We start from the raw sequence: 21,915 nt of genomic DNA, 5'->3' as shown, positions 1-21,915 counted from the left end.
CCTCTATTGATGGATCGGTTGCCAGCTCGGTTTTGACAGGTGGGCAGCCATGAAACCGGCGACGGCCTCGACTTTGGCCGGGCGCGCGCGGGCCGACGGCGTTACAAAATACAGCGCGCCCCTGGGCAAAGTCCAATCGGTCAGGATCGCTTCCAGACGCCCGTCGGCAAGATACTCGCTGGCAATGAACTCCGGCAGTTCGGCGATCGCAGTTCCGGCCAGCACGGTCGGAACAAGGGCGTCGGAATTGGTGACCCGCAACGGTCCGGACGGTGTGACAACCTCTTCATCGCCCGCAGCATTGCTGAAATGCCAAACGTCCTGCCGCGGCCGATAGGCGTAGCCAAGACAGTGATGTGCGTCGAGTTCGCGTGGCGTGCTCGGCCGGCCATGCCTGGCAAGATAGGATGGCGCCGCAACGATGAACGGCGCAATGTTGCACAAGCGCCGGGCAACCAACGAGGAATCCGGCAACACGGCAATCCGCAAAGCTGCATCGAACCCCTCGCCGATCAGATCGACGACCGCATCGCTTAGATGCATGTCGATCGACACGTCAGGATAGAGCTTGAAGAAATCAGGAAGCAGCGGCGCCACCCACCTCAGCCCGAACGACATTGGAACGGCCAGACGTACAAGGCCGCGAGGACTGGCCGACAGTTCTCGCACCGCGTTCTCGGCATCCTCCGCGTCGCGGTAAAGGCGAGACGCACGCTCGGCGAGTCGATGACCGAAATCCGTGAGGGCCAGGCGGCGCGACGTCCGGTTGAAAAGCCGCGCGCCAAGCCGCTCCTCCAGGCGGCTGACGCCACGTGACACCGTCGCCACCGACAGGCCAAGCACACGTGCCGCGGCGGCAAAGGATCGCTCCTCCGCGACCTTGGCAAACATTGCCAAACCTTCAAAATCCGGGGCTTTCGACATTAGCAATTCTGCAATGATTGTTTGCAAGCATTGCTATTTCGAAAGGATCGACCTGTCCATATGTCTCTGTCACCCACAACAAGGAGTGACGAAAATGACAAACAAACTCGAAGGAAAGATCGCCGTGGTTACCGGCGGCAGCAGCGGTATCGGCCTTGGCATTGCCAAGCGCTTCGCCGCGGAAGGTGCGCATGTCTACATTACCGGACGGCGACAGGCCGAGATCGACAAGGCCGTCGCGGCAATCGGCAAAAACGCCACCGGTATCCAGGCCGACTCGACCAGTTTCACCGATCTCGACCGTCTCTACGCTCAGGTGAAAGCGCAAAGCGGCCGTATCGATGTGCTCTCGGTTAACGCCGGCGGTGGTTCCATGCTGCCGCTCGGCCAGATAACCGAACAGCACTTCGACGAGACATTCGACCGCAACGTCAAGGCGGTACTGTTCACGGTGCAGAAAGCGCTCGCACTGTTGGCCGACGGTGCCTCGGTAATCCTGACCGGTTCGACCGCTGGCTCAACCGGCGCGGCGGCGTTCAGCGTCTATAGCGCGTCGAAGGCTGCGCTGCGCAATTTTGCCCGCAGTTGGATAATCGACCTTAAGGAGCGACAGATCCGCGTCAACATCCTCAGCCCCGGTCCGACCCGTACGACAGGCCTCGCCGAGCTTGCCGGACCCGAAGCCGAACAGCAGAAGGGTTTGCTTGATTTCCTCGCTACCCAGGTGCCGATGGGGCGGCTCGGCGACCCTAACGAGATCGGCAAGGCGGCAGTGTTCCTGGCCTCTGATGATTCCAGCTTTGTCACCGGAGCCGAGCTGTTCGTCGACGGCGGCACCGCCCAGGTCTAGCCCATCACGCCGGTCGCGTCCTCAAGCGGGGGCGACCGGCTGCCGACTGCGCATCATCATCAACGCAGCGCTTCCAGATATTTCTCGTGGAAGCTGACATAGCCGGGCTCGACCACCTTCAGATGCCGCTCGATCAGCGCGTGAAACTGCGGCAATTGATGAAAGGGCACACCGGGATAGGCATGATGCTCGGCATGGAACGGCATGTTCCACGCCAACTTGCGCACCACCCAATTGGTCAGCGTGGTTCTTGTATTCTCCAGCATGTTGGCAACGAACGGACAGCGGCCGTGCTCGGCCAGGAGATAGAGGCGCAGAAACGGCTGGCCGAGCAGAGCGGGAATGATCCAGACATAGAGAAGCACGGTGAGCCGGAAATAAACGGCGAGCAGAAAGACGACGGCATAGAAGGCAATCATGGCACGCGCTTCGGCTCGCACCTTGGGCCGGCCTTTCGGCGGCACATAGCTTTCCTGGCTGCCGCCAAAGGCATTGGCGTAGAGCGTCTTGAGATGGCCCCACCACAGCGGGATGCCGGAAACATGCACGAGATACTGCCGCAGCGTTTCCGGTTTGGGAAAGGCCAGCTCCGGATCGTTCTCGGGGTCCTGCGTGAAGCGGTGATGGGCGAAATGGAAATAGCGGAACCAGTCGGCCGGCAGCGCCAGCGCCAGGCTGCAGATCCGCGCCACGGCATCGTTCAACCACTGCGTCTCGAAGGCGGTGCGATGAACCGTCTCGTGCAGCAGCGTGAACAGGAACACGATCAGGATGCCTTGCGGCAGCATCAGCAACGGCCAGAATGGTACCTTGGCTGCAATCAGCGATCCAAGGGCCACAATCGCACCCCAGTGGGCGCCGAGCTGCACGAGACCCGCAGCATCGGACTTGGCGGTCAGGCGACTGCGCTCTTCCGGGGTTAGTGACGCGATGATGTCGCGATGGTCCATCGGCTTCGATCCAAGCTGGCGATTTGATGAGGCCTACTCTAATCGTTGAAAAAGCTTTCCAAAAACGACGATTCCTGCGATTTGAATAAGCTTACCTTATCTATTTGGGAATCATGGTCACATCTCCATCCCTGAAAGGACTTCAGGCCTTCGAGGCCGCGGCGCGCACGGGCAGCTTTGCCGCGGCGGCGGAGGAGCTTTCGGTCTCGGCGGCAGCTGTCAGCCAGCTTATCCGCACCGTCGAGGAACAGATGGGGCGCAAGCTGTTTCATCGGGTCAACCGCAGAGTTGTGCTCACCGAGGCTGGCGTGGAGATGCTGCCGCGGCTGACCATGGCCTTCCAGGAAATCGGCAGTGTCTCGCGCGAATTGGGCGGCGATGCATTCCGCCCGCGCCTGGTGGTCTCTGTGCCGCCATCCATGGCCATGGGCTGGCTCTCGCAGCGTCTTGCCGGCTTCGTCGCCGGCCATGGCGCCGCCGACATATCTCTGCGCGGTGACGACGACCCGGTGCCGTTCGATCGTGAGCTGATCGACATCAGGCTCTCCTACGGTCCGCACTATCGCGAGCACCCGACAGAGGACATCGCCCGGGACGCCGTCTATCCCGTCTGCGCGCCGGGCCTTGCCAGCGCGATCAAGGCGGATGGCGGTCCGCTCGCCGGGCTGCCGCTGATCCATACCGACTGGGGGCCGACCGGCGCCTCGTTTCCGTCCTGGCGCAACTGGTTCGAAGCTGCCGGTGTCCAGCCCGGCCGGGCAGCGCAACGCGGCCTGTCGGCCAACTCGTCGCGTGCGGCACTCGATCTCGCCATTTCGGGGCTGGGTGTGGCGCTGGCGCAAGGGGTCTATTGTGCGCAAGCGGTGGAGGATGGCAGGCTTGTCCGGCCCGCCGCCAGGGCGATCGCGTTGCGTCTGCCCTATTGCCTGACCATTCCGGAGCGCAGCGCCAGGCGCGATGTCGTGGCAGCGTTCCGCGATTGGCTGATCAACGAATGCCAGCGCGCGGTGGGCTCGCCGGCGCTGCGTTGATCTCACAGACTGCGATGATCAGAGGTGCCCGCTCAAGGCCGCCACCATATCCTTGTTCGTCGCCACGGGAATGATCTCGAACTCGACCAGATCAGCCCATTCGATGACCCAGCGCTGCAGCAGCGTGACGTCGTCCGTCTCCACGAGCAGGAAGCAGCGGCTCATATCCGCCGCGATCCAGCTGTGGTGCACGACAAGTTCCTCCGGCTTCAGGCGGCCCCGATCGCGGAAGCGGCGATAGATATCCTTGCGATCGCAGTCGGTGAAATCCTCGATCACGATGAACTGCATGTTTCCCCCGAGCAATTCCAGGAAAAGTGTGAAGCGGTTTTCCCACAGGAATTGCTTCAAAACAAAGAGATAGAGCGGCTCCAGTTGAACTATTGTCGTCCTGGCCGGTCGAGCCGCTCCAGGAACCACTGCGTCAACCGCACCCAGACCTCGTCCTTCTCGCCAGAATCCTCCCAGCCATGGTCGAGATTGGGGTTGTCGTTGACCTCGATGACGAAGACGCCGTCCTTGGTCTCCTTGAGGTCGACGCCGTAAAGGCCATCGCCGATGCAGCGTGCCGCCTTGACCGCGGTCTCGACGACATGGGGCGGCGTCTCCTTCAGGGTGAAGGTCTTGATACCGCCCTGGTCGGGCTTGCCATTGGCCTTGTGGTTGACGATCTGCCAGTGCTTCTTGGCCATCAGATAGTGCACGGCAAACAGCGGCTGGCCGCCGAGCACGCCGACGCGCCAGTCATATTCGGTTGGAATGAATTTCTGGGCGATGAGGAGGTCGGAATCCTCCAGCCATTCGGTCGCAAGCCGTGTCAGTTCCTCTAGGTTCTCGCATTTCTTGACCCCGCGCGAGAAGGAGGAGTCCGGAATCTTCAACACCAGCGGGAAGCCAAGCGTCTGTGCCGCCAGTTCGAAGTCAGAGGTGCCAGCGATCATCACTGTCGGCGGCACCGGCACCTTGTTGTAGGACATCAGTTCGTTGAGATAGACCTTGTTGGTGCAGCGGATCATCGACAGCGGATCGTCGATGACCGGCATGCCTTCCTGCTGGGCGCGGCGGGCGAAGCGATAGGTGTGGTTGGAGATCGAGGTGGTCTCGCGGATGAACAGCGCATCGTAGTTCGCGAGCTTGGCGAGATCCTTTTTGGTGATCGGCTCGATTTCGACGCCCATCTTTTCGGCGATCTTGGCCCAGTAGCGCAGCGACGAGATTTCCGACGGCGGCAATTCCTCATGCGGATCGACCAGCGTGGCGAAAGTGTAGCGCGCCGGCGTGCGCCCCTTGGTGTCGCGCCATTCGCGGTTGGTGTAGGTCTCCAGGCACTGGATGAAGCTCTTTTCTTCGTCCTCGGTCATGCGCGCCAGCGGATGGAAGCCGATCTTGCGGATCGACGCCCATTCGGCGCTGTCCTTGATATGGACCTCGAGCGCCGGCGCCCGGAACCAGTCGAACAGGAGCTTCGCGAAGCGGTCCCACACCTTCGACGGCCCGATGCCGAAGAAGATGCACACCTTGGCCGGAAAGGCGCCGCCGAGGTCCTTGCGGCATTTGTTGAGCGCCAGTTCCAGCTCCGGCAGCGCATGTTCGTAGAGCTTGCGCTCCGACAGGTCGATCATCGTCTCGACGGTCGGGATGACCTTGTGGCCGCGCGAACTCGCCAGCAGCGAGGCATAGTAGCCGCGGCTCTGGTAGCCATAGTTGTTCGACAGGTTGATGACCTTCGGCCGCTGGCCGCGGAACAGCGACGGATGCGCGAGATAATCGCGATTGGTGATGATCTTGTGCGGTGTCGCCACCTGGTCGAGATCGCTCTGCCGGCCGGTAAGGATGACCCAGGTCATTGTGTGTCGCGCTTCCCCAAAGTTATGGCGGCACGCAGTCCGTCGCGGCCGAACTGCGCCATGTTCATGAAGATGCCGTAGGGCACGGGAATGTTGGCGGCATCAAGGATGGTTTCCTGCCTTTCGTCCTCGACCCAGGGATCGTGGATCAGAATATGATCGCCATCATCGCCTATGGCCAGCACCCAGTGCGGTACCTTCTTGCCGAACATCAGGAAGCCGCTGATCAGCACCAGCACCAGTTTTCCCGCAGCGATCGCGGTTCGGATGTCATCGATGCTGAATGAGCGGTAATTCACCGGGATGCCGTATAGTTCCGCGCGGCGGCGAAAGTCGACCTGGGCCAGTTCCATGACCCGGCGCTTGTCCTCGCTGCGCACCGATTGCAGGAACAGCGCGCCGTAGAAGGAAACGAAAATCTCCGCCGCGAGCCCGCTTTCGTACCCCGACACAGCAAGGCCAAACGGCTCGCAGCCGCCCGGCCCCGACATCATGAAGACGGTCGTCGCCTCGCGCCAGAGGCGGATTTCCATCACGGGATCGGGCACGAAGGCGCGGTCGAAATTGGCCATGGCCATCATCAGGCAGCATGGGCCGCAGGTGAACTCGCAGGTCTGCTGATAGAACGGCACCCTGGTGGCGATCGGAACGTCGCCGCGCAAGGTTTTCTCATAGCGAAGTGCGGTCTCGCCATCCTCATAGTAGCCCGGCTCACGGCCAATCTTGCGGTAGCCGGCCTGCTCGTAGATGCGGATGGCCCGGCTGTTGTCCTCACGCACTTCGAGGCGCAGCATCATGCGGTCGTGTTCGAAGGCTGCGTCTTCCGCCGACGCGAGCAGCATGCGGCCGACACCCAGCCCGCCAAAAAATGGACCCGTGGCTATGGAGTAAAGCCGCGCCACCCCACTGCCCTTGCGAAACAGCACGATCGCGTAGCCGGCGACTCGGCCATCGACTTCGGCGACCAGCGTCTCGGCGGTCTCGCGCTCAATGAACAGGCGAAAGGAGCGACGGGAAATGCGATCGCTCGAGAAAACGGCTTTCTCGATGGCGGCGAGATCATCGACGTCAGACGCGCGGGCCGTGCGGATCTCGGCAGGCATGCGACTTGAGAAAACCTCGATTGCGTTGCGGAAACGGCCCCGGTCAAAAGCGTCGCAAACACCGGCTGAAGCGCCGGTATTCATCAAGCGCTATCGCTCCTTGATTAGGGCCGAATTGTGACAGTTTCCGCGCCGGCAAGGAAGCCCGCGGGCTTTGAACAGGATCGCTGTTTTGATAGGCCACCGGCCGTGAACAATTGCGGCCCACTCAGCTTGCGAGGCCTGCCAGAAGCTGGCCATAGGCACTCTTGGCCACGACCGCCAATTGCTCGCGCGGCAACGAGCCGACGACAGCGCAGCCATAGCCCTTGTCCAGCCAGTAGACGGCCTGCGGGCCGTCCTGCGCCGAAGCATAGGTGCCCTTGGCATTCTCAGCCGATTCGCGGTGACGAAAAGCGATATGCGCTCGCCCTTGTCGTCCTCGTAGAGCAGCATCGCGGCCTTGGCTTCGCCGGCCGGCAGCAACCGGCCGCCGACCAGTTGAAAACCGTTCGCGGTCAGATCCGGCGCCACCAGCTTCAGCCCGACCCGGTTGGACAGCCAGGTCTGCAGATGATCCTTGTCGCTGGCCGGCACTTCCACCGCATGCCGCTTCTCGGCGGCGTAGATGACATGGGCGGCAATTGCCTGTTCGGCGAGCCGATCCTCCGCCGGATCCTCCTGTCCGATGCCATCAATGCCGGCAAAGTAGCCGCCAAATCCGCCCGTGGCCAAAAGCACGGCCGCGGCAGCGGCAAGCCACCAGCGCGAGCGTGGCACCGCGGCCCTAACAGGCGCTTCGCCGAGCACCACCTTGCGCAAGCGCGCGGGAACAGGCTCATCCAGCACGCCGGCAAAGGCCGAGCGCAATGCCTCCCGGTCAGCTGTGAAGCGGGCGCTTCTGGCCTTCATCTCGGGATTGGCATCGAGCCAGGCATCATAGGCGGCGCGCTCGTCGGTCGGCAGTTCGCCGTCGAGCGCCATGTGGATGTCACGTTCTGAAAAATCGCGGCGGATCATTTCTCGACGATCCTTATCGCGCGGCGGCGCGCCGTGTCATCCAGCAAGCCGCGCAATTCCTCACGCCCGCGCGCAATGCGCGACATCAGCGTGCCGGCGGGCACGCCCAGAATGTTGGCGGCCTCGGCATAGGAAAAGCCTTCGATGGCGACCATGACAAGGGCGGCGCGGCGATCGGGGCTGATCGCCTGCAGCGCGTCGATGATCTCGCGTGAGGCGATGCCCTCCAGTTGCTCGGCAGGCTGGGCCACCGCCTCGCCGGCTTCGAGCGGCAGCATCGCCGCTTCGCCGCGACGGTTCACCTTGCGCATCTGGTCGATGAACAAATGATGCATGATCGTAAACAGCCACCTCCTGGGGCTTTCTCCCGTCTGCCAGTTGTCGAGCCGCATGAGCGCGCGCTCGAGGCAGTCCTGAACGAGGTCGTCAGCAGAATCGCGGTCGCGCAACAGCGAGCGTGCGTAGCGGCGCAGGCGCGGTATTTCGCCAAGGATTGCTGCCTTCTTTTCGTCCATGACCGCTGGTTCTGAAATCGCCCTCATTGATCCCGATTCAACGCGCCTTCCGGGCGCGACGCAAGCGGCCAGCGCGAAGCGGTCCACCGCCCCGGTCACCCAAGCAATGAGACAACGCCGGCGGGTGCCGGTTTATTCCCGGTCGGACTGAAATCTTATTGTTCTTGTTTGCCTTTATCCGTTTTCCCTCGCTGCCCTGGTCAAAAGCCGCTGGTAGAACAGGCCGATGCCGATCAGCACGGCGCCCAGGCCGATGAAGGATAGCGCCCTGAGCACGCCTTCCAGTTCCGACATGTCGAAGAGGAAGACCTTCAGCACGGCGATCGCGATCAGCGCGGCCGAGGCAATGCGCAGCACCTGCGACTTCAGCCAGACGCCGGCGGTGAGCAGCGCCACGCCGATCACCAGCCAGAGCGCCGAATAGGTGTAAGTCTCCAATTGGCCGAGCCCGCTCCACAGGCCGATGAACTCGCCCTTGAACAGCCGCCTCACCGACAGCGTGGCATAGGCCAGGGCAAGCACGGCCGCCACCACCGCCAACATCTGCGCATACCATTTCGGCCGCTTGTCGCGGGCATACAGCGCCAGCCCGCCGGCAGCGATGGCCGGCAGGAGATAGGCGAGGAACAACAGGTTGAACACCGGGATCTGGCCTGTCGATTCGTCGGTGAGCAGCGGGTTCAGCACCACGAAATGCCGGATGACGATGAAGGCAACCGAAACCACGCCGGCGGCCATCGAACCATAGCGTAGCACCGAGCTTGGCGAGCGCATGTCGACGGCGACCAGGATGGCGCCGGCACCGATGGCAATCAGGGTGTAGATCGCCTGCTCGGCAAGCGTCATCGCCCCCGTGTCGATGACACCGCCATGCATGGCGTGACGCACCAGCATGGCAACGGCAAGCAGCGCAAACAGCGCGGCTGCCGCTTCCATGGCGAGGCGCGGCCGGCCGTTGGTGGTGCGGACGAGCTGCCAGGCAGCGAAGCCGAAGGCCAGCGCCGGGACGCCATAGCCCGGCAGAAGCCAGTTGAACACCGGTGTTTTGGAGAGGAATTCGGCGCCGACGATGGTTGGATCGAAGGCAACGCGGCCAAGCACGGCGATCGCCGCGCCCACCGAAATCCAGCCAAGCACCGGGTAAGAGCGCCAACGCGTTGCCTGCGCCGGTACGATGGCAGCGGCACCGAGCAGGATGGTGGTCCAGCCGGAATTGAAGGCCATGTGCAGCATCAAGAGGCCGGCGATCGCCGCGCCACCGAGGGCAAACGACACGGCCATGCCGCCTTTGAGCGGCGGCTCTTCGGCACGCGCGATCCACTCGCCGCCGCCGGCGAAAACCACCACCAGCAGCGCTGCTGCGGCGGCGTAGACAAAGTCGCGGTCGAGATTGCCGTAGGTGAGCCACAGCGCCAGCAGGATGACCAGCGGCGCAGCGATGCCCCATGCCGCCCAGCATGCCGCGCGGATCTGCGCGACAGCGGCGAAACGGCGGGCGGCCCAGAAACCGGCGCCGACGAAGACCAGGCCGAGACCAATGCCGATACGCAGCGTCAAGGGATTTCCGGCCGCCACCCGCAGGCCGTCAAAGCCTACATTGCCTTGGGACAAATCGGAGCCGATGGTGGTGGGCGGAATGATGCCGAGATAGATCATCACGCTCACCAGACCCGCGGCATGCAGAAGCGGCACCGCGCGCGGTCGGTAGAGCGCGGTGGCGACAAGGGCGACGATGACCAGGGCGCCCGGCAAGGCATCGCCGGCAGCGACAAGTGTGGAATCGACGGATAGGCCCAGCGCCGAAAACGCAACAAAAACGCCCGGCACGATCGACGGCCAGTCGAAACCCTTTTTTGCCGTTTCCTCTTCGCCGCCACGACTGCCCAGCCAGACAAGGGCAAGCACCGCAAGCGTCACGGCGTCGATGAACAGGATGACGGCAAGGTCGGCGCCGGGCGCGTTCGTCATGTAGGCGATGGTCCAGGCGCCGGTGCCGAAGAAAGCGGCCGCTATCAGGAATTTCCAGTCGCGCATGCGGGCGATCGCCGCTGTGGCGGCAAGCACGATCGCCAGATAGACGAACAGCGCCCATGGATTTGGCGCCTGCGAGGACACAAGCGCCGGCGTCGCCATGGAGCCTACGAGACCAATGCCGGCCAGGGCCTGACCGTGAACGAGAGCAGCGACGATCGTCGCGACGCCGATGGCGCCGAGCAGCGTGAAGGCAAGCGCCGGGCCGATGAAGCCGTAAATGCCATGGGCGGCATAGACGGTGCCGAACAGGATGAAGGCACCGGCCGCCGTCAGGATCGCCGGAATATAGGCGCCGGCAACACCTTGCACCGGCACCTTGAAGCCGGTGCGGCGAATGAACTCGCCGCCGGCGACCAGCACCAGCCCGAGCACCGCCGCCATGGTGAGCCGCACGCCAGGGCCGAAAATGCCGGCCTCGATGGTGTAGCGGATCAGGAACAGACCACCCAGCGCCAGTGCGATGCCGCCGACCCAGACCGCCCAGCGCGTGCCGAGCGCCGTTTCGATATCCGGCTTGCCGGGGGCCTTGGCCGCTGCAATCGGCTCGACAGGTTCTGCTGCCTTCGGAGCCTCGCCCGCGGACCAGGGGCCGGGCAAAGCCTCGCCGGCCGGAGCTTCCGTTTCTGTAGCTGGCGCCTGCGTGACCGGTTCGCTCACCACTGGCGAGGCGATATCGGCCGCTGCCGCAGCCATCGGCGCCGCGTCGGCCTTGGCATCGGCCGCTATCCGTTCTGCCGGCTTGGCTACCGGCGGCGCCGCGCCCGAAAGGACGAGACTGCGCAGTGCGCCAAGTTCGCGCTCGATAAGGCCGATGCGGCTCTGCTGGCGCGAAATGATGACGAACAAGGCGATGATGGCGACAAGCCCGATCAGGCTTTCAAACATGGCGGTTCCCCCAAACCAGGCCAGTTTTCACTGACGTTTCATCTCACTGACATCCAAATGCGGCGGCTAAACGGCTGGAAAACTCAACGTGCCGCCAGATTGGCGGCTGGAAATATCGAACATGTCTCGGTGCCGAAAGCCAAGAGCTTGCCTCCAGGGCAGAGCGGCGAGACCAACCCAGCCTGGATAGACGACTTCGCTCATGCAGCATTGTCTCCGGCAATAGCCTTGCGCGCTGCGTGATATTTGCGCAGTGCGGCGAGAAAGCCGGCGCGGGCATCGGGCTGGTCGATACCACGCGGTTCATAGACGTGGCGCGTGAAGAAAAACCCGGTCAGCCGGAAGGCGTCCTCGACCGCCGCAGGATCGGCGCGCAGGCCGGAGCCGCGCTGCAAAAAGGCCGGCAGTACCAGCATCTTGTCGCGCCACGGCGCACCGGCTTCGCGCGACACTGCGCGGCCCGACTTCGGCGAGACATAGGCCAGATCCTGCCTCGTGCCGGTGGCGGCACATTGGCTGAGATCGAGGCCGAAGCCGAGCTCATCGAGGATCAGAAGTTCGAAGCGCGCCACCAGTTCGCCTGCGGCATCGGCATCGTCGAGATGGGCGATCATCACGGCGAGCGCTTCGTAAAGGCCGCCATGGGCGTCACGCTCGGGCAAGAGGCGCAAATGCGCGGCCATGGTCTGCAGGCCATAGACGGCGACGGCGCTGTCCATCAGCCGAGCGGCATTCATCTCGATGGCCTCGGCCTGGAACGTGCCGAGATGCTCGTCAAGGCGCGCCCGCCATAACAGATCGACGCGATTGCCTGGCTGGAGAACGGGCTGCTGCTTGCGCGAACGACCGCCGCGCACGAGACCGAGATGGCGGCCATGCGCACGCGTCATCACCTCGAGGATGGCGCTGGTTTCGCCATGCTTGCGGGTGCCGAGAATGATTCCCTCGTCGCGCCATTCCATGCCGGAGCTTTTCACCGATCGGGTGACGAAATCAAGGTATGGGCCCGGCACCGGGGCCAACGCTCGCGAGAACACATAAAAAACCGCCCGCAGCGTATCGCTGCGGGCGGCCTGGTAAGGTCAGTCGATCGATTAGAAGTTGCGCTGGAAGCGGACGATGCCGCCGATACCGTCCTTCTTGTCGGCCTTGGACCAGTTGCCGTAGACGGAGGGGTTGCCGTAGTTGCCGTAGTGATCCCAGTCGACTTCGGTCGTGATCGTGAAGCCGGGGACGATGGTATAAGCTACGTTCGCAGCCAAGGCGTAGTTCTTGTCGTCGTCAGCCGAGGCCTGGACGTTGAACGCGGTCTTGTCGTTGAACTTGTAGGTGCCGCCGCCCCAGACGGCCCAGTTGCCGCCCCATGGCTTGTATTGGGTGCGGCCATGGATTTTGAGGAAGTTGGCAGCGTCGTCCTTGGAATTGTCGTCGGTGCCGTAGCCGCCCATGACGAAGAGCGACAGCTCCTTGGTGACGTTGACGTCCAGGCGAACCTTGCCGGACACTTCTTCATAGTTGCTGTCATAAGCGACGACGCCGGTGATCGCACCCCAGTCGCCCTTGTACTTCAAGCCGCCGACGACATGCGGAACATAGCTGTCGATCGTGCTGGTGCCGGTGCCTTCTTCGAGTGAGACCACGCCCGTGAAGCCGCTGCCAGCGTCGAAATAATACTGGACGACGTTGGTGTCCTTGATGCCATACGGGATGATCGTGTCCTGGATGACGTTGCCGGCGTAACCGATGAATGCATCGTATGCTGTCTCATCCTTACCGACGCGCAGGCCGCCGAGCTGGATCCAAGCGAAGTTCAGCGAAGTCTTGCTGGTTCCATCTGCCTTGGTATTGGCGGCCTGCCAGCCAGTGCTTGCGCTTCCATCATAGTCGCCGGAGGAATTGCCGAACTGCCAGCGGGTCTCGGTGAAGGTCTTCAACGTGCCGAGCTCGGTTTCCTGGCCGGTATAAGTCCTCAGCGTGAAACGCATGTTCTTGTACCAGGTGTCGTGGCTGCCGCCATCCATGTGATCGGCAACGTTATTGACACCATCGAACGTACCCGAATCGCCAACGCCCATGTCATAGCGGAGATAGCCGCCGATGCGCAGGCAGGTCTCGGTGCCCGGGATGTAGAAGTAGCCGGCGCCGTAGACGTCGCAGATCTTGACGTATTCGGCCGGTTCCGGCTCGGCGACGACAACCGCGTCCGCGGCGCGAGCGCCGGAGACCGCGATCAGTGCCGCGGCTGAGCCGAGAAGGAGGCTCTTGATGTTCATTTTCTGACCTCTCCAGTCATAGTTTAAATGGCTTCGGATTTGTGGCTGGCGGATATGTTTTCCCGCCTCACCCCCACAACGAAAAAGGCGCGCACCGCGTCCCCTTTTCGCGGCGAACATACCCATCAAACCTCCGCCTTCAATGACGGTTTTTGAAATAACGTTGATTCCGCGAACAGATTAATGCTGTGTTGCAGAAATAACACTTACCAATCTAGCGGCTGGCACAATTGGCACAACGTCATATATTCAATATATATTCGGATAGTTTCTCGGCTAACTATGCGCTCAGCACGAGATATTTCCAATTAATAGGCTGAAAATGGTATTTTTTGGCTACTTAGATTGAAAAGTAACCGTTACATTGCCTGCCACAGATGTGAAGCAGGCGTCCTCTGCCCGCGATGACGCAAGGGAATTCCAACACCGCCTGCTAAGTCGGCCAAATCTCGCCAAGGCGGTCGAAACAGGCTGTCACACGCTCCAGCGTATCGATTGTGACAGCCACCCGCTCACCGTGAGCCGGCACGGGACCGCTTTCTCAAGCTCAATGCGACAAACGCAGGCGAGCAGAAACAAGGACGATCAAGGAATCACATCACGTCCAGCGTCGGTAATCGGCCAGCACCGCGGCGATGACGCGCCAGGATTTGTCGACTTCAACCGGGTTGTCTATATGACCGGCGGCGGTGATCAGCGCCTTCCACAACGCCCAGCCACGTCCGCGTGCCCAGGCCGCGCCATCGACAGCGATGTCGGCGCGGAAAACCTCCCTGCTCTCGCCCTCGAACAGGGTCCAGGCGATCACGAGGTCGCATGCGGGATCGCCGACGCCAAAGATGCCGAAGTCGATCACGGCCCTCAAGCGGCCGTCCTCGACGAGCAAATTTCCCGAGGCAACATCGCCATGAAACCAGACAGGCGGTCCCTGCCAGGTCGCGGCAAGGGCTTCTTCCCAAACGGCACTCGCCGCACTGGCATCGATACGGCCACAGAGTGCCGTGATTCGCTTGCCTTGCCTCACCGTCATAGACGCTCAGCGGTCCGCCGCGAAAGAAGTTATGCTGCCCTGGCGCCGGCCCGCCTGATGGGTCGACGCGTTTCAATGCAATCAGGAACTCGGCAAGGTCAGCCGCGAATTGCGACAGGTCGGCGATGTTCTCCCGCCTCGCGGTCTCACCTTCGATCCAGCCACAGACGGACCAATGCCAGGGATAATCCTCGGCTGGAACGCCCATCGCCAGCGGTACCGGGATGGGCAGCGGCAAAAGCGGCGCCAGCCTCGGCAGCCAGCGATGTTCCTTTTCCACTTGTAGGGAATAGGCGGCCGCGCTCGGCAGTCGCACGGTCATCTCATCGCCAAGATGAAAGGTCCTGTTATCCCAACCGCCAGGTTCGACCGGCCTGACGGTAAGATCCCTCCACTGGGGGAATTGCGCGGCGACCAACCGGCGGGCCAGAGCCGTGTCGATGGCGAGCTTGCCGTCCATTTAATGCGGGAATTCGAGCCCCATCTCGCGGTAACGCTCGGGATCATCGCCCCAGTTCTCACGCACCTTGACGAACAGGAACAGGTGCACCTTCTGCTCGAGGATGCCTGCAATCTCCATGCGTGCCGCCTGGCCGATGGCACGGATGGTTTCGCCCTTATGGCCAAGCACGATCTTCTTCTGGCTGTCGCGCTCGACATAGATGGTCTGGTCGATGCGCACCGAGCCGTCCGGCTTCTCTTCCCATTTCTCGGTTTCGATATGCGAGGAATAGGGCAGTTCCTGATGCAGCCTGAGATAGAGTTTTTCGCGGGTGATCTCGGCCGCCAACTGGCGCATCGGCAGGTCGGAAATCTGGTCTTCCGGGTAGTACCAGGGGCCGGCCGGCAGCGCTTGCGCCAGATAATCGAGCAGGTCCTTGCAGCCGGAGCCGGTCAGCGCCGAGACCATGAAGGTGCGCTTGAACGGTACTTTCTCGTTCGCCGCGGCGGAAAGGGCCAGAAGCGTCTCGTGCTTGACCCGGTCGACCTTGTTGAGGATCAGCGCCATTGGCTGGCGCACATCCTTCAGCCGTTCGAGGATGGCGTCGGCATCGCCCCTTATGCCGCGCTCGGCATCGATCAGCAAAAGCACGATATCGGCATCCTTGGCGCCGCCCCATGCGGTGGTCACCATCGCGGTGTCGAGGCGCCGCTTCGGCTTGAAGATGCCCGGAGTGTCGACGAAGACGATCTGCGCATTGTCATGCGTGGCGATGCCACGCACGATCGCACGGGTCGTCTGCACCTTGTGGGTGACGATCGACACCTTGGCGCCGACCAATTGGTTGACCAGCGTCGACTTGCCGGCATTGGGCGCGCCGATCAGCGCGACGAAGCCGGAATGCGTGGCGGGAGCTTCAGCAGTTTCAATATCTGTCATGCCGCGTTCCATACACCTTCGCGCAGCAGAAGGGCAGCCGCAGCTGCCTGCTCCGCTTCACGTTTGGAACGGCCGCTGCCGGTCGCCGGCTGAAAAGCGCCAACCCTGACGCTGACGGTGAACAGCGGATCGTGGTCCGGTCCCTCGCGGCTGTCGATCTGGTAGGCCGGAACGGCACTCGCCGCTTGATGCGCCCATTCCTGCAATTCGGTCTTGGCGTCGCGCCGCGCCGCGCCGGAAGCCTGCGAACGCGGCTGCCAGTACTTATGGATGAAGGCGCGTGCCGCCTCCAGCCCACCGTCGAGATAGAGTACGGCGATCAGCGATTCCAAGGCGTCGGCGCGCAGATTGACGCGCTTGCGACCCTCGAGCCCGCGCACGTCCGATCCAGCGCGGATCAGGTCCGGCAGCCCGATATGTTCGGCGATCTCGGAGAGAGCCTCGGCATTGACCAGCGCATTGAGCCGCAGCGACAGTTCGCCTTCCGCCGCATCGGGAAACGCGGCCAGCAGCATGTCGGCAACGACCAGGCCGAGAACCCGGTCGCCGAGAAACTCGAAACGCTCATAGTCGGTGCCGGCATTGGCACCGCGGGCACTGGCATGGGTCAGCGCACGCTGCAGGCGCTGGCGGTCGGCAAAGGCATGGCCCGTGCGTTCCACAAGCGCTTCGGCGAGCGCGTCGGCGGTCAGCCGTTTTGCCGCTGCCATCCCTAGTTGACGAAATGGAACAGGCGCGAGACGCGCATCAGCGACGGCCATTTCCAGATTTCGAGAGGGCTTGCCTTGCCGCCGATCGAGAAGAAGACAAGGTTGGCGCGGCCAACCAGGTTCTCGGCCGGAACGTAGCCGACGGTGAACCGGCTGTCGGCGGAATTGTCCCTGTTGTCGCCCATCATGAAATAGTGGCCGGGCGGCACGTCGAATTCGCGCGTGTTGTCGCCGATCGAATTCGGATTGAGGTCGAGCGTGTCGTAGCTGACGCCGTTGGGCAGGGTTTCCCGGTAGACGTCGATCGGCTGAGGCATTTCGGTGATATCGGGATTGTCGATCTGGCCGGTCTTCACCCGCGGCACGCCGACGCCATTGATGAACAGCTGGCCGTTCTTCATCTGGATCTTGTCGCCGGGCAGGCCGACCACCCGCTTGATATAGTCGACGGACGGATCCGGCGGGAACTTGAACACCACCACGTCACCGCGCTTGGGCTCGGAACCCCAGATACGGCCCGAGAAAATGTCCGGTCCGAAAGGCAGCGAATAACGCGAATAGCCGTAGGACCATTTGGTGACGAACAGATAGTCGCCTTCCAGAAGCGTCGGCCGCATCGATCCCGACGGGATCGAAAAGGGCTGGAACAAGAGCGTGCGGATGACCAGGGCGAGCAAAAGCGCCTGGACGATGACGCTGACGGTTTCGCCAAGCCCGCCGGATTTCTTCTGGGATTTTTCAGCCACGCTCATGTCGTCCTCGATTGTGCGTTGGATGTATAGAGTCTCGGCGCGCGCTGGGCAACGTCAATGCCGGTCGTCAGATGCAATCAATGTGGCGCTTCTTCGACGGGCAACGCCTCGATGATCACAAAGGCTTGAGCGAGCGGAAAATCATCCGTGATGGTGAGGTGGATCGCCGCCCGATGGCCTTTCGGAAGGATCTTTTGCAGCCGCGCCAGCGCGCCGCCGGTCAGCGCCATGGTCGGCGCGCCGCTGGGCAGGTTGACGACGCCCATGTCGCGCCAGAAGACACCTTGCGCCAGGCCGGTGCCCAGCGCCTTGGCGCAGGCCTCCTTGGCGGCGAAGCGCTTGGCGTAAGAGGCGGCACGGGCACGGCGGTTCTCCGAACGCGCCTGTTCGACCTCGGTGTAGATCCTCTGGACGAAGCGCTGGCCGTGACGCTCAAGCGATTTCTCGATACGCCTGATATCGATCAGATCGCTGCCGATGCCGATGATCATCGTGCGGCGGAACCGATGCTCGCACCGGGATGAGGCGGCTGCTGACCACGGCTTGCGCGCTCAGCCAGCCGTTTGCGCCTTTGCTCGCGAAAGACGGTCATGCCCCAGCGCGTCACACCGTAGAACAGCAGGCCGAACACCAGCCCGAGCGGTACCGCGCCGATCAGCATGGGCTCCAGCACAGGATGCCATAGTTTCGCGAAGGAAAGCGTGTGCAACATCTCGCCCAGATGCGCTGGCGGACCATGCGCCGGCAGGCGATCGTGCAGGATGAGCTTGCCGGTCTCCCAGGATGCGCCCCACAGAATCGGAAAAGTCAGCGGATTGCCGAAGAAAACAGCGCCGAGCGCCGCCGCCACCAGATTGCCGGCGATCACCCAGCACAGAACGGCGGCAATGATGAAATGGAAGCCCACGGGAAAGAACGAAGCGAAGACACCGGCCGCGACACCAGCGGCCACCGCATGCGGCGTGGCCTTCAGCCGCAGGATGCGCTTGGAGAAATACTGAAGCGAGCGCGAAAACGACCGGCGCGGCCACAGATAGGTGCGCACCCGCTCAAAAAGGCCATCAGGCTTGCGGCGACGAAAAAGCACTCTTTTCCTATTCCCGACAACTTGCAGCTTACATGCCGACTGTTTCCAGCCAGGCTTCGACCGCCACATCTTGCGCTTTACGATCGCCCAAAGGCAATCGCCACTTTGATATAGCCATCTCCAACCCCCACAACAACCAAAGGCCAGCTGCTCAGCGACCGCACCGCCATAATTTTTGGTAAGGTTCCCTCTTCCAACACCGGACAATCACGGCGAATTTGAGAATGCCTTCGGCTTATTGTCGCAGCCGGATGCTTGAGACACTACCGCAAGTACTGGCTGACTTCGACAAGGTTGCCGTCCGGATCGCGGAAATAGACAGACATCATTGGACCCTGCGCCCCGATGCGTTCGACCGGTCCCAGCTCGAGCACAACGCCGTTAGCGTCGAGCCGGGCACGGATTTCGTCGAGCGGCCGTTCGGTGATCAGGCAGAAATCGCCTGACCCTGGCGTCGGCACCTTCGCCTTCGGCTCGAAAGTGCGGCTGATCTCATGGACATTGATCTTCTGGCTGCCAAAAGCCAGCGCGGTCGGCCGGCCCGGCGTGTCGATGCGCTCAAAGCCCAGCACGCGCTGGTAAAAGGCGCAGGTTGCTTCGAGCGACGCGACCGTCAACACGAAATGATCGATGCCAACGATCATTTCGACCTCCTCGTTAGATATTGCGGCTTCCTGGCTTGATCGCCGGTATCGCGGCAAGTTCCGGCGGCAGCCGGTCCGGCGGATAGGCCGGAACCTCATATTCGGCGAGTGCGATCAGCGGCACGCCGACATGGGTTTTCCCAGCCGAACGGTCGATGATGCAGGCGGCGGCCACCACCTCGGCGCCAAGCTCGCGCAGGCAGTCGATGGTTTCGCGGATCGAGAGCCCAGTAGTGACGATGTCCTCGACGATGACGACGCGCGCACCCCTGGCGATTTCGAAGCGGCGCAGGCGGAACTCGCCCCCTTCCCGCTCGACCCAGATCGCCGGTACGCCGAGATGACGCGAGGTTTCGTAGGCCGGGATCAGGCCGCCGATCGCCGGGCCGACGACATAGTCGATCTTGCCCGGCACCGCGGCGCGGATCTTTGTCGCCAGCGCCTTGCACAGCCGCTCGGTCTTGTCGGCATGCATGAACACCCTTGCCTTCTGCAGGAAGACCGGGCTGCGCAGGCCCGATGTCAGGATGAAATGCCCCTCCAGAACAGCACCGGCCTCGCGGAAAATGCCCAGCACTTCATCGGTCTTCATCTGCGCCTGCCCCCAGATAGATCAGCCATGTCAGCCATTCACGCGCCGTGCGTCGCTGACGCTCGAATTGTCCTTGAGCTGCGACAGCAGCCGGTTGAGATGCTTCAGATCCCAGACCTCGAGATCGATCAGCATTTCGGTGAAATCGGGCGCGGTGCGCACCATTGACAGCGTATGGATGTTGGCGTCGTTGGACGCAACGACCTGGGCGATGTCGGCGAGCGACCCCGGCGCATTGATGGCGGTGACTGAGACACGCGCCGGAAAGCGTTCCTTGGTGCGTTCGTCAATGTCCCAACGCACGTCGATCCAGCGCTCCGGCTGGTCGTCGAAAGCCTGCAGCGCCGGCGACTGGATCGGATAGATGGTGATGCCGGTGCCCGGCTGGACAATGCCGACGATACGGTCGCCCGGCACCGCGCCTTCCGGCGCGAAGCGCACCGGCAGGTCGCCGCGCACACCGCGGATCGGCACGGCGCCGTCGCGCGGCTGGTCCTTGTCCTTGCGCGCGGCGCGGCCCGGAATCTGGAACAGCATGCCGGCGGCGTTGCGGATCTTCGACCAGCCCTCCTCGCGCTGCTTGGGCGCTGCTGGCGTGACACGCTCGTCCTTGTAGTCTGGGAAGACCGCCTTCATGACGTCGGTTGAGGCCAGTTCGCCACGGCCGACCGACGCCAGCACGTCCTCGATATCCTTGCGCGCCAGCCGGTGCAGCACCGGCTTCAGGCTCTCCTTGGTGAAACTCTTGCCGGCCCGCTCGAAAGCGCGCTCCAGAATGCGCGCGCCGAGGCCCGAATACTGCTTGCGGATGGCGTTCTTGGTGGCCCGGCGGATGGCGGCGCGCGCCTTGCCGGTGACGACGACCGATTCCCAAGCGGCCGGCGGCACCTGCGCCTTGGAACGGATGATCTCGACCTCGTCACCATTCTTCAGTTCCGTCATCAGCGGCATGATGCGGCCGTTGACCTTGGCGCCGACGCAGGTGTCGCCGACATCGGTGTGCACCGCATAGGCGAAATCGATGGGCGTGGCGCCGCGCGGCAGAGCAATCAGCATGCCTTTCGGCGTGAAGCAGAACACCTGGTCCTGGAACAGTTCGAGCTTGGTGTTTTCGAGGAAATCCTCGGGATTGTCGCCCTCGGCGAGCTGCTCGATGGTACGCCGCAGCCAGGCATAGGCATTGGTTTCCTTCGAGATCGCATGGGCCGCGCCGTTCGTCTTGCCGCCGGTGTCCTTGTAGATCGAATGCGCCGCGACGCCGTATTCGGCGATCTTGTTCATCTCGCGGGTGCGGATCTGCAGTTCGACGCGCTGGCGCGACGGCCCGACGATGGTGGTGTGGATCGAGCGATAGTCGTTCTGCTTCGGCGTCGAGATGTAGTCCTTGAAGCGGCCAGGAACCATCGACCATGTGGTGTGGATGGCGCCGAGCGCGCGATAGCAGTCTTCGACCGTATCGACGACGACGCGGAAGCCGAAAATATCGGACAGCTGCTCGAAGGACAGCGCCTTGGCTTCCATCTTGCGGAACACCGACCAGGGCTTCTTCTGCCGACTTTTCACGCTGGCGTTGATGGCATGCTTTTCAAACAGCGCCGACAGCGCCTTTTCAATGTCGGTCAGCACGTCCTTGTTGCGCTCGAAAATCTCGGCAAGCCGCGCGGTGACGGCGCGGTAGGCTTCCGGATTGATGAAGCGGAAAGCGATCTCTTCCAGCTCCTCGCGCATGCCTTGCATGCCCATGCGCCCGGCCAGCGGCGCGTAGATGTCCATCGTCTCCTCGGCGATGCGCAAGCGTTTGGCCTCGGGCATGTGGTCGAGGGTGCGCATGTTGTGCAAGCGGTCGGCGAGCTTGACCAGCAGCACGCGCACATCTTCCGAGATCGCCAGCAGCAGCTTGCGCAGGTTCTCCGCCTGCTCGGCCTTCTTGGAGACGAGATCGAGCTTCTTCAGCTTGGTCAGGCCCTCGACCAGCTTGCCCATTTCAGGACCGAACAGATCGTCGATCTCGGCCCGCGTCGCGGTCGTGTCCTCGATGGTGTCGTGCAGCAGGGCGACAGCGATCGTCGCCTCATCCATGTGCATTTCGGTGAGGATGGCGGCGACTTCGAGCGGATGCGAGAAATAGGGGTCGCCGGAAGCGCGCTTCTGGTGGCCATGCTTCTGCATGGCATAGACATAGGCCTTGTTGAGCAACGCCTCGTTGACGTCAGGCTTGTAGCGCTGGACGCGCTCGACAAGCTCATACTGACGCATCATGGGCGGAATCTCGCGGTGCTGAAATGATTGATGCGCCGCACTAGCGTAC

At 62.6% G+C, this 21,915-nt stretch carries 19 protein-coding genes and 2 pseudogenes; 2 read left to right on the top strand and 19 right to left on the bottom strand.

What is annotated here, in order from left to right; genetic code table 11:
• Window positions 1-3: 3 nt before the first annotated feature.
• Window positions 4-924, bottom strand: coding sequence for a LysR family transcriptional regulator (locus HB778_RS25030; RefSeq protein WP_183457812.1), 921 nt, complete (start codon window positions 922-924; stop codon window positions 4-6).
• Window positions 925-1,018: 94 nt separating this feature from the next.
• On the opposite strand from HB778_RS25030, the gene HB778_RS25025 reads away from it, so the two are divergent.
• Window positions 1,019-1,774, top strand: coding sequence for an SDR family oxidoreductase (locus tag HB778_RS25025; RefSeq protein WP_183465216.1), 756 nt, complete (start codon window positions 1,019-1,021; stop codon window positions 1,772-1,774).
• Window positions 1,775-1,833: 59 nt separating this feature from the next.
• On the opposite strand, the gene HB778_RS25020 is transcribed toward HB778_RS25025, so the two are convergent.
• A complete protein-coding gene (locus tag HB778_RS25020) occupies window positions 1,834-2,724 on the bottom strand; it encodes a fatty acid desaturase family protein (RefSeq protein WP_183457810.1) in 891 nt (296 codons plus the stop codon).
• 113 nt (window positions 2,725-2,837) lie between these two features.
• On the opposite strand from HB778_RS25020, the gene HB778_RS25015 reads away from it, so the two are divergent.
• Window positions 2,838-3,755: a LysR substrate-binding domain-containing protein gene (locus HB778_RS25015; protein ID WP_183457808.1), complete on the top strand. Its 918-nt coding sequence runs from the start codon at window positions 2,838-2,840 to the stop codon at window positions 3,753-3,755.
• A gap of 18 nt (window positions 3,756-3,773) precedes the next feature.
• Here the strand turns inward: HB778_RS25015 and HB778_RS25010 are convergent, their stop codons facing one another.
• From HB778_RS25010 to HB778_RS24930, 17 genes and pseudogenes are all read right to left on the bottom strand, one after another.
• On the bottom strand, window positions 3,774-4,046 hold the full coding sequence (locus tag HB778_RS25010; RefSeq protein ID WP_095203253.1) for a DUF3303 domain-containing protein: 273 nt from the start codon (window positions 4,044-4,046) through the stop codon (window positions 3,774-3,776).
• A gap of 89 nt (window positions 4,047-4,135) precedes the next feature.
• The gene (locus HB778_RS25005) at window positions 4,136-5,602 is read right to left on the bottom strand and encodes a RimK family protein (RefSeq protein ID WP_095203252.1); all 1,467 of its coding nucleotides are present in this window, start codon (window positions 5,600-5,602) and stop codon (window positions 4,136-4,138) included.
• On the bottom strand, window positions 5,599-6,705 hold the full coding sequence (locus HB778_RS25000) for a peptidase C39 family protein (protein ID WP_095203278.1): 1,107 nt from the start codon (window positions 6,703-6,705) through the stop codon (window positions 5,599-5,601). Before HB778_RS25000 ends, HB778_RS25005 begins: the two co-directional genes overlap by 4 nt.
• Before the next feature lie 208 nt (window positions 6,706-6,913).
• Window positions 6,914-7,704, bottom strand: a pseudogene (locus HB778_RS24995) (anti-sigma factor family protein).
• Window positions 7,701-8,219, bottom strand: a complete 519-nt coding sequence (locus HB778_RS24990; RefSeq protein WP_056563409.1) for an RNA polymerase sigma factor — start codon at window positions 8,217-8,219, stop codon at window positions 7,701-7,703. Before HB778_RS24990 ends, HB778_RS24995 begins: the two are co-directional and overlap by 4 nt.
• A gap of 174 nt (window positions 8,220-8,393) precedes the next feature.
• Window positions 8,394-11,138: a DUF2339 domain-containing protein gene (locus HB778_RS24985; protein WP_183457806.1), complete on the bottom strand. Its 2,745-nt coding sequence runs from the start codon at window positions 11,136-11,138 to the stop codon at window positions 8,394-8,396.
• 200 nt (window positions 11,139-11,338) lie between these two features.
• Window positions 11,339-12,100, bottom strand: a complete 762-nt coding sequence (recO, locus tag HB778_RS24980; protein ID WP_183457804.1) for a DNA repair protein RecO — start codon at window positions 12,098-12,100, stop codon at window positions 11,339-11,341.
• Window positions 12,101-12,232: 132 nt separating this feature from the next.
• Window positions 12,233-13,411 (bottom strand): porin, encoded by a 1,179-nt coding sequence (locus HB778_RS24975; RefSeq protein WP_183457801.1) that lies wholly within the window; start codon window positions 13,409-13,411, stop codon window positions 12,233-12,235.
• 598 nt (window positions 13,412-14,009) lie between these two features.
• A pseudogene (locus HB778_RS24970) lies at window positions 14,010-14,901 on the bottom strand (aminoglycoside phosphotransferase family protein).
• Window positions 14,902-15,834 carry a GTPase Era gene (gene era / locus HB778_RS24965; RefSeq protein WP_096456325.1) on the bottom strand — a complete coding sequence of 311 codons (933 nt, stop codon included), beginning with the start codon at window positions 15,832-15,834 and terminating at the stop codon, window positions 14,902-14,904. It abuts the pseudogene before it with no gap.
• The gene (gene rnc / locus HB778_RS24960) at window positions 15,819-16,532 is read right to left on the bottom strand and encodes a ribonuclease III (RefSeq protein WP_183457799.1); all 714 of its coding nucleotides are present in this window, start codon (window positions 16,530-16,532) and stop codon (window positions 15,819-15,821) included. Before rnc ends, era begins: the two co-directional genes overlap by 16 nt.
• Window positions 16,533-16,534: 2 nt before the next feature.
• Window positions 16,535-17,284, bottom strand: coding sequence for a signal peptidase I (gene lepB / locus HB778_RS24955; protein WP_183457798.1), 750 nt, complete (start codon window positions 17,282-17,284; stop codon window positions 16,535-16,537).
• A 77-nt stretch (window positions 17,285-17,361) separates the two neighbouring features.
• Window positions 17,362-17,775, bottom strand: a complete 414-nt coding sequence (gene acpS, locus HB778_RS24950; RefSeq protein WP_172230668.1) for a holo-ACP synthase — start codon at window positions 17,773-17,775, stop codon at window positions 17,362-17,364.
• Entirely contained in the window at window positions 17,772-18,371 is a 600-nt protein-coding gene (locus tag HB778_RS24945; RefSeq protein ID WP_183457797.1) for a DUF2062 domain-containing protein, read from the bottom strand. Before HB778_RS24945 ends, acpS begins: the two co-directional genes overlap by 4 nt.
• A 263-nt stretch (window positions 18,372-18,634) precedes the next feature.
• Window positions 18,635-19,015, bottom strand: coding sequence for a VOC family protein (locus HB778_RS24940; protein ID WP_183457796.1), 381 nt, complete (start codon window positions 19,013-19,015; stop codon window positions 18,635-18,637).
• A gap of 13 nt (window positions 19,016-19,028) precedes the next feature.
• Complete coding sequence (gene pyrE / locus HB778_RS24935) at window positions 19,029-19,607, bottom strand: orotate phosphoribosyltransferase (RefSeq protein WP_183457795.1); 579 nt, start codon at window positions 19,605-19,607, stop codon at window positions 19,029-19,031.
• Between the two features lie 30 nt (window positions 19,608-19,637).
• A complete protein-coding gene (locus tag HB778_RS24930; RefSeq protein ID WP_183457794.1) occupies window positions 19,638-21,866 on the bottom strand; it encodes a RelA/SpoT family protein in 2,229 nt (742 codons plus the stop codon).
• Window positions 21,867-21,915: the final 49 nt, after the last annotated feature.

Source organism: Mesorhizobium huakuii, from assembly GCF_014189455.1.
GTDB lineage: Bacteria > Pseudomonadota > Alphaproteobacteria > Rhizobiales > Rhizobiaceae > Mesorhizobium > Mesorhizobium huakuii_A.
Note: the sequence above shows the minus strand (reverse complement) of the source record. Positions and strands in the feature narration are given on the sequence as shown.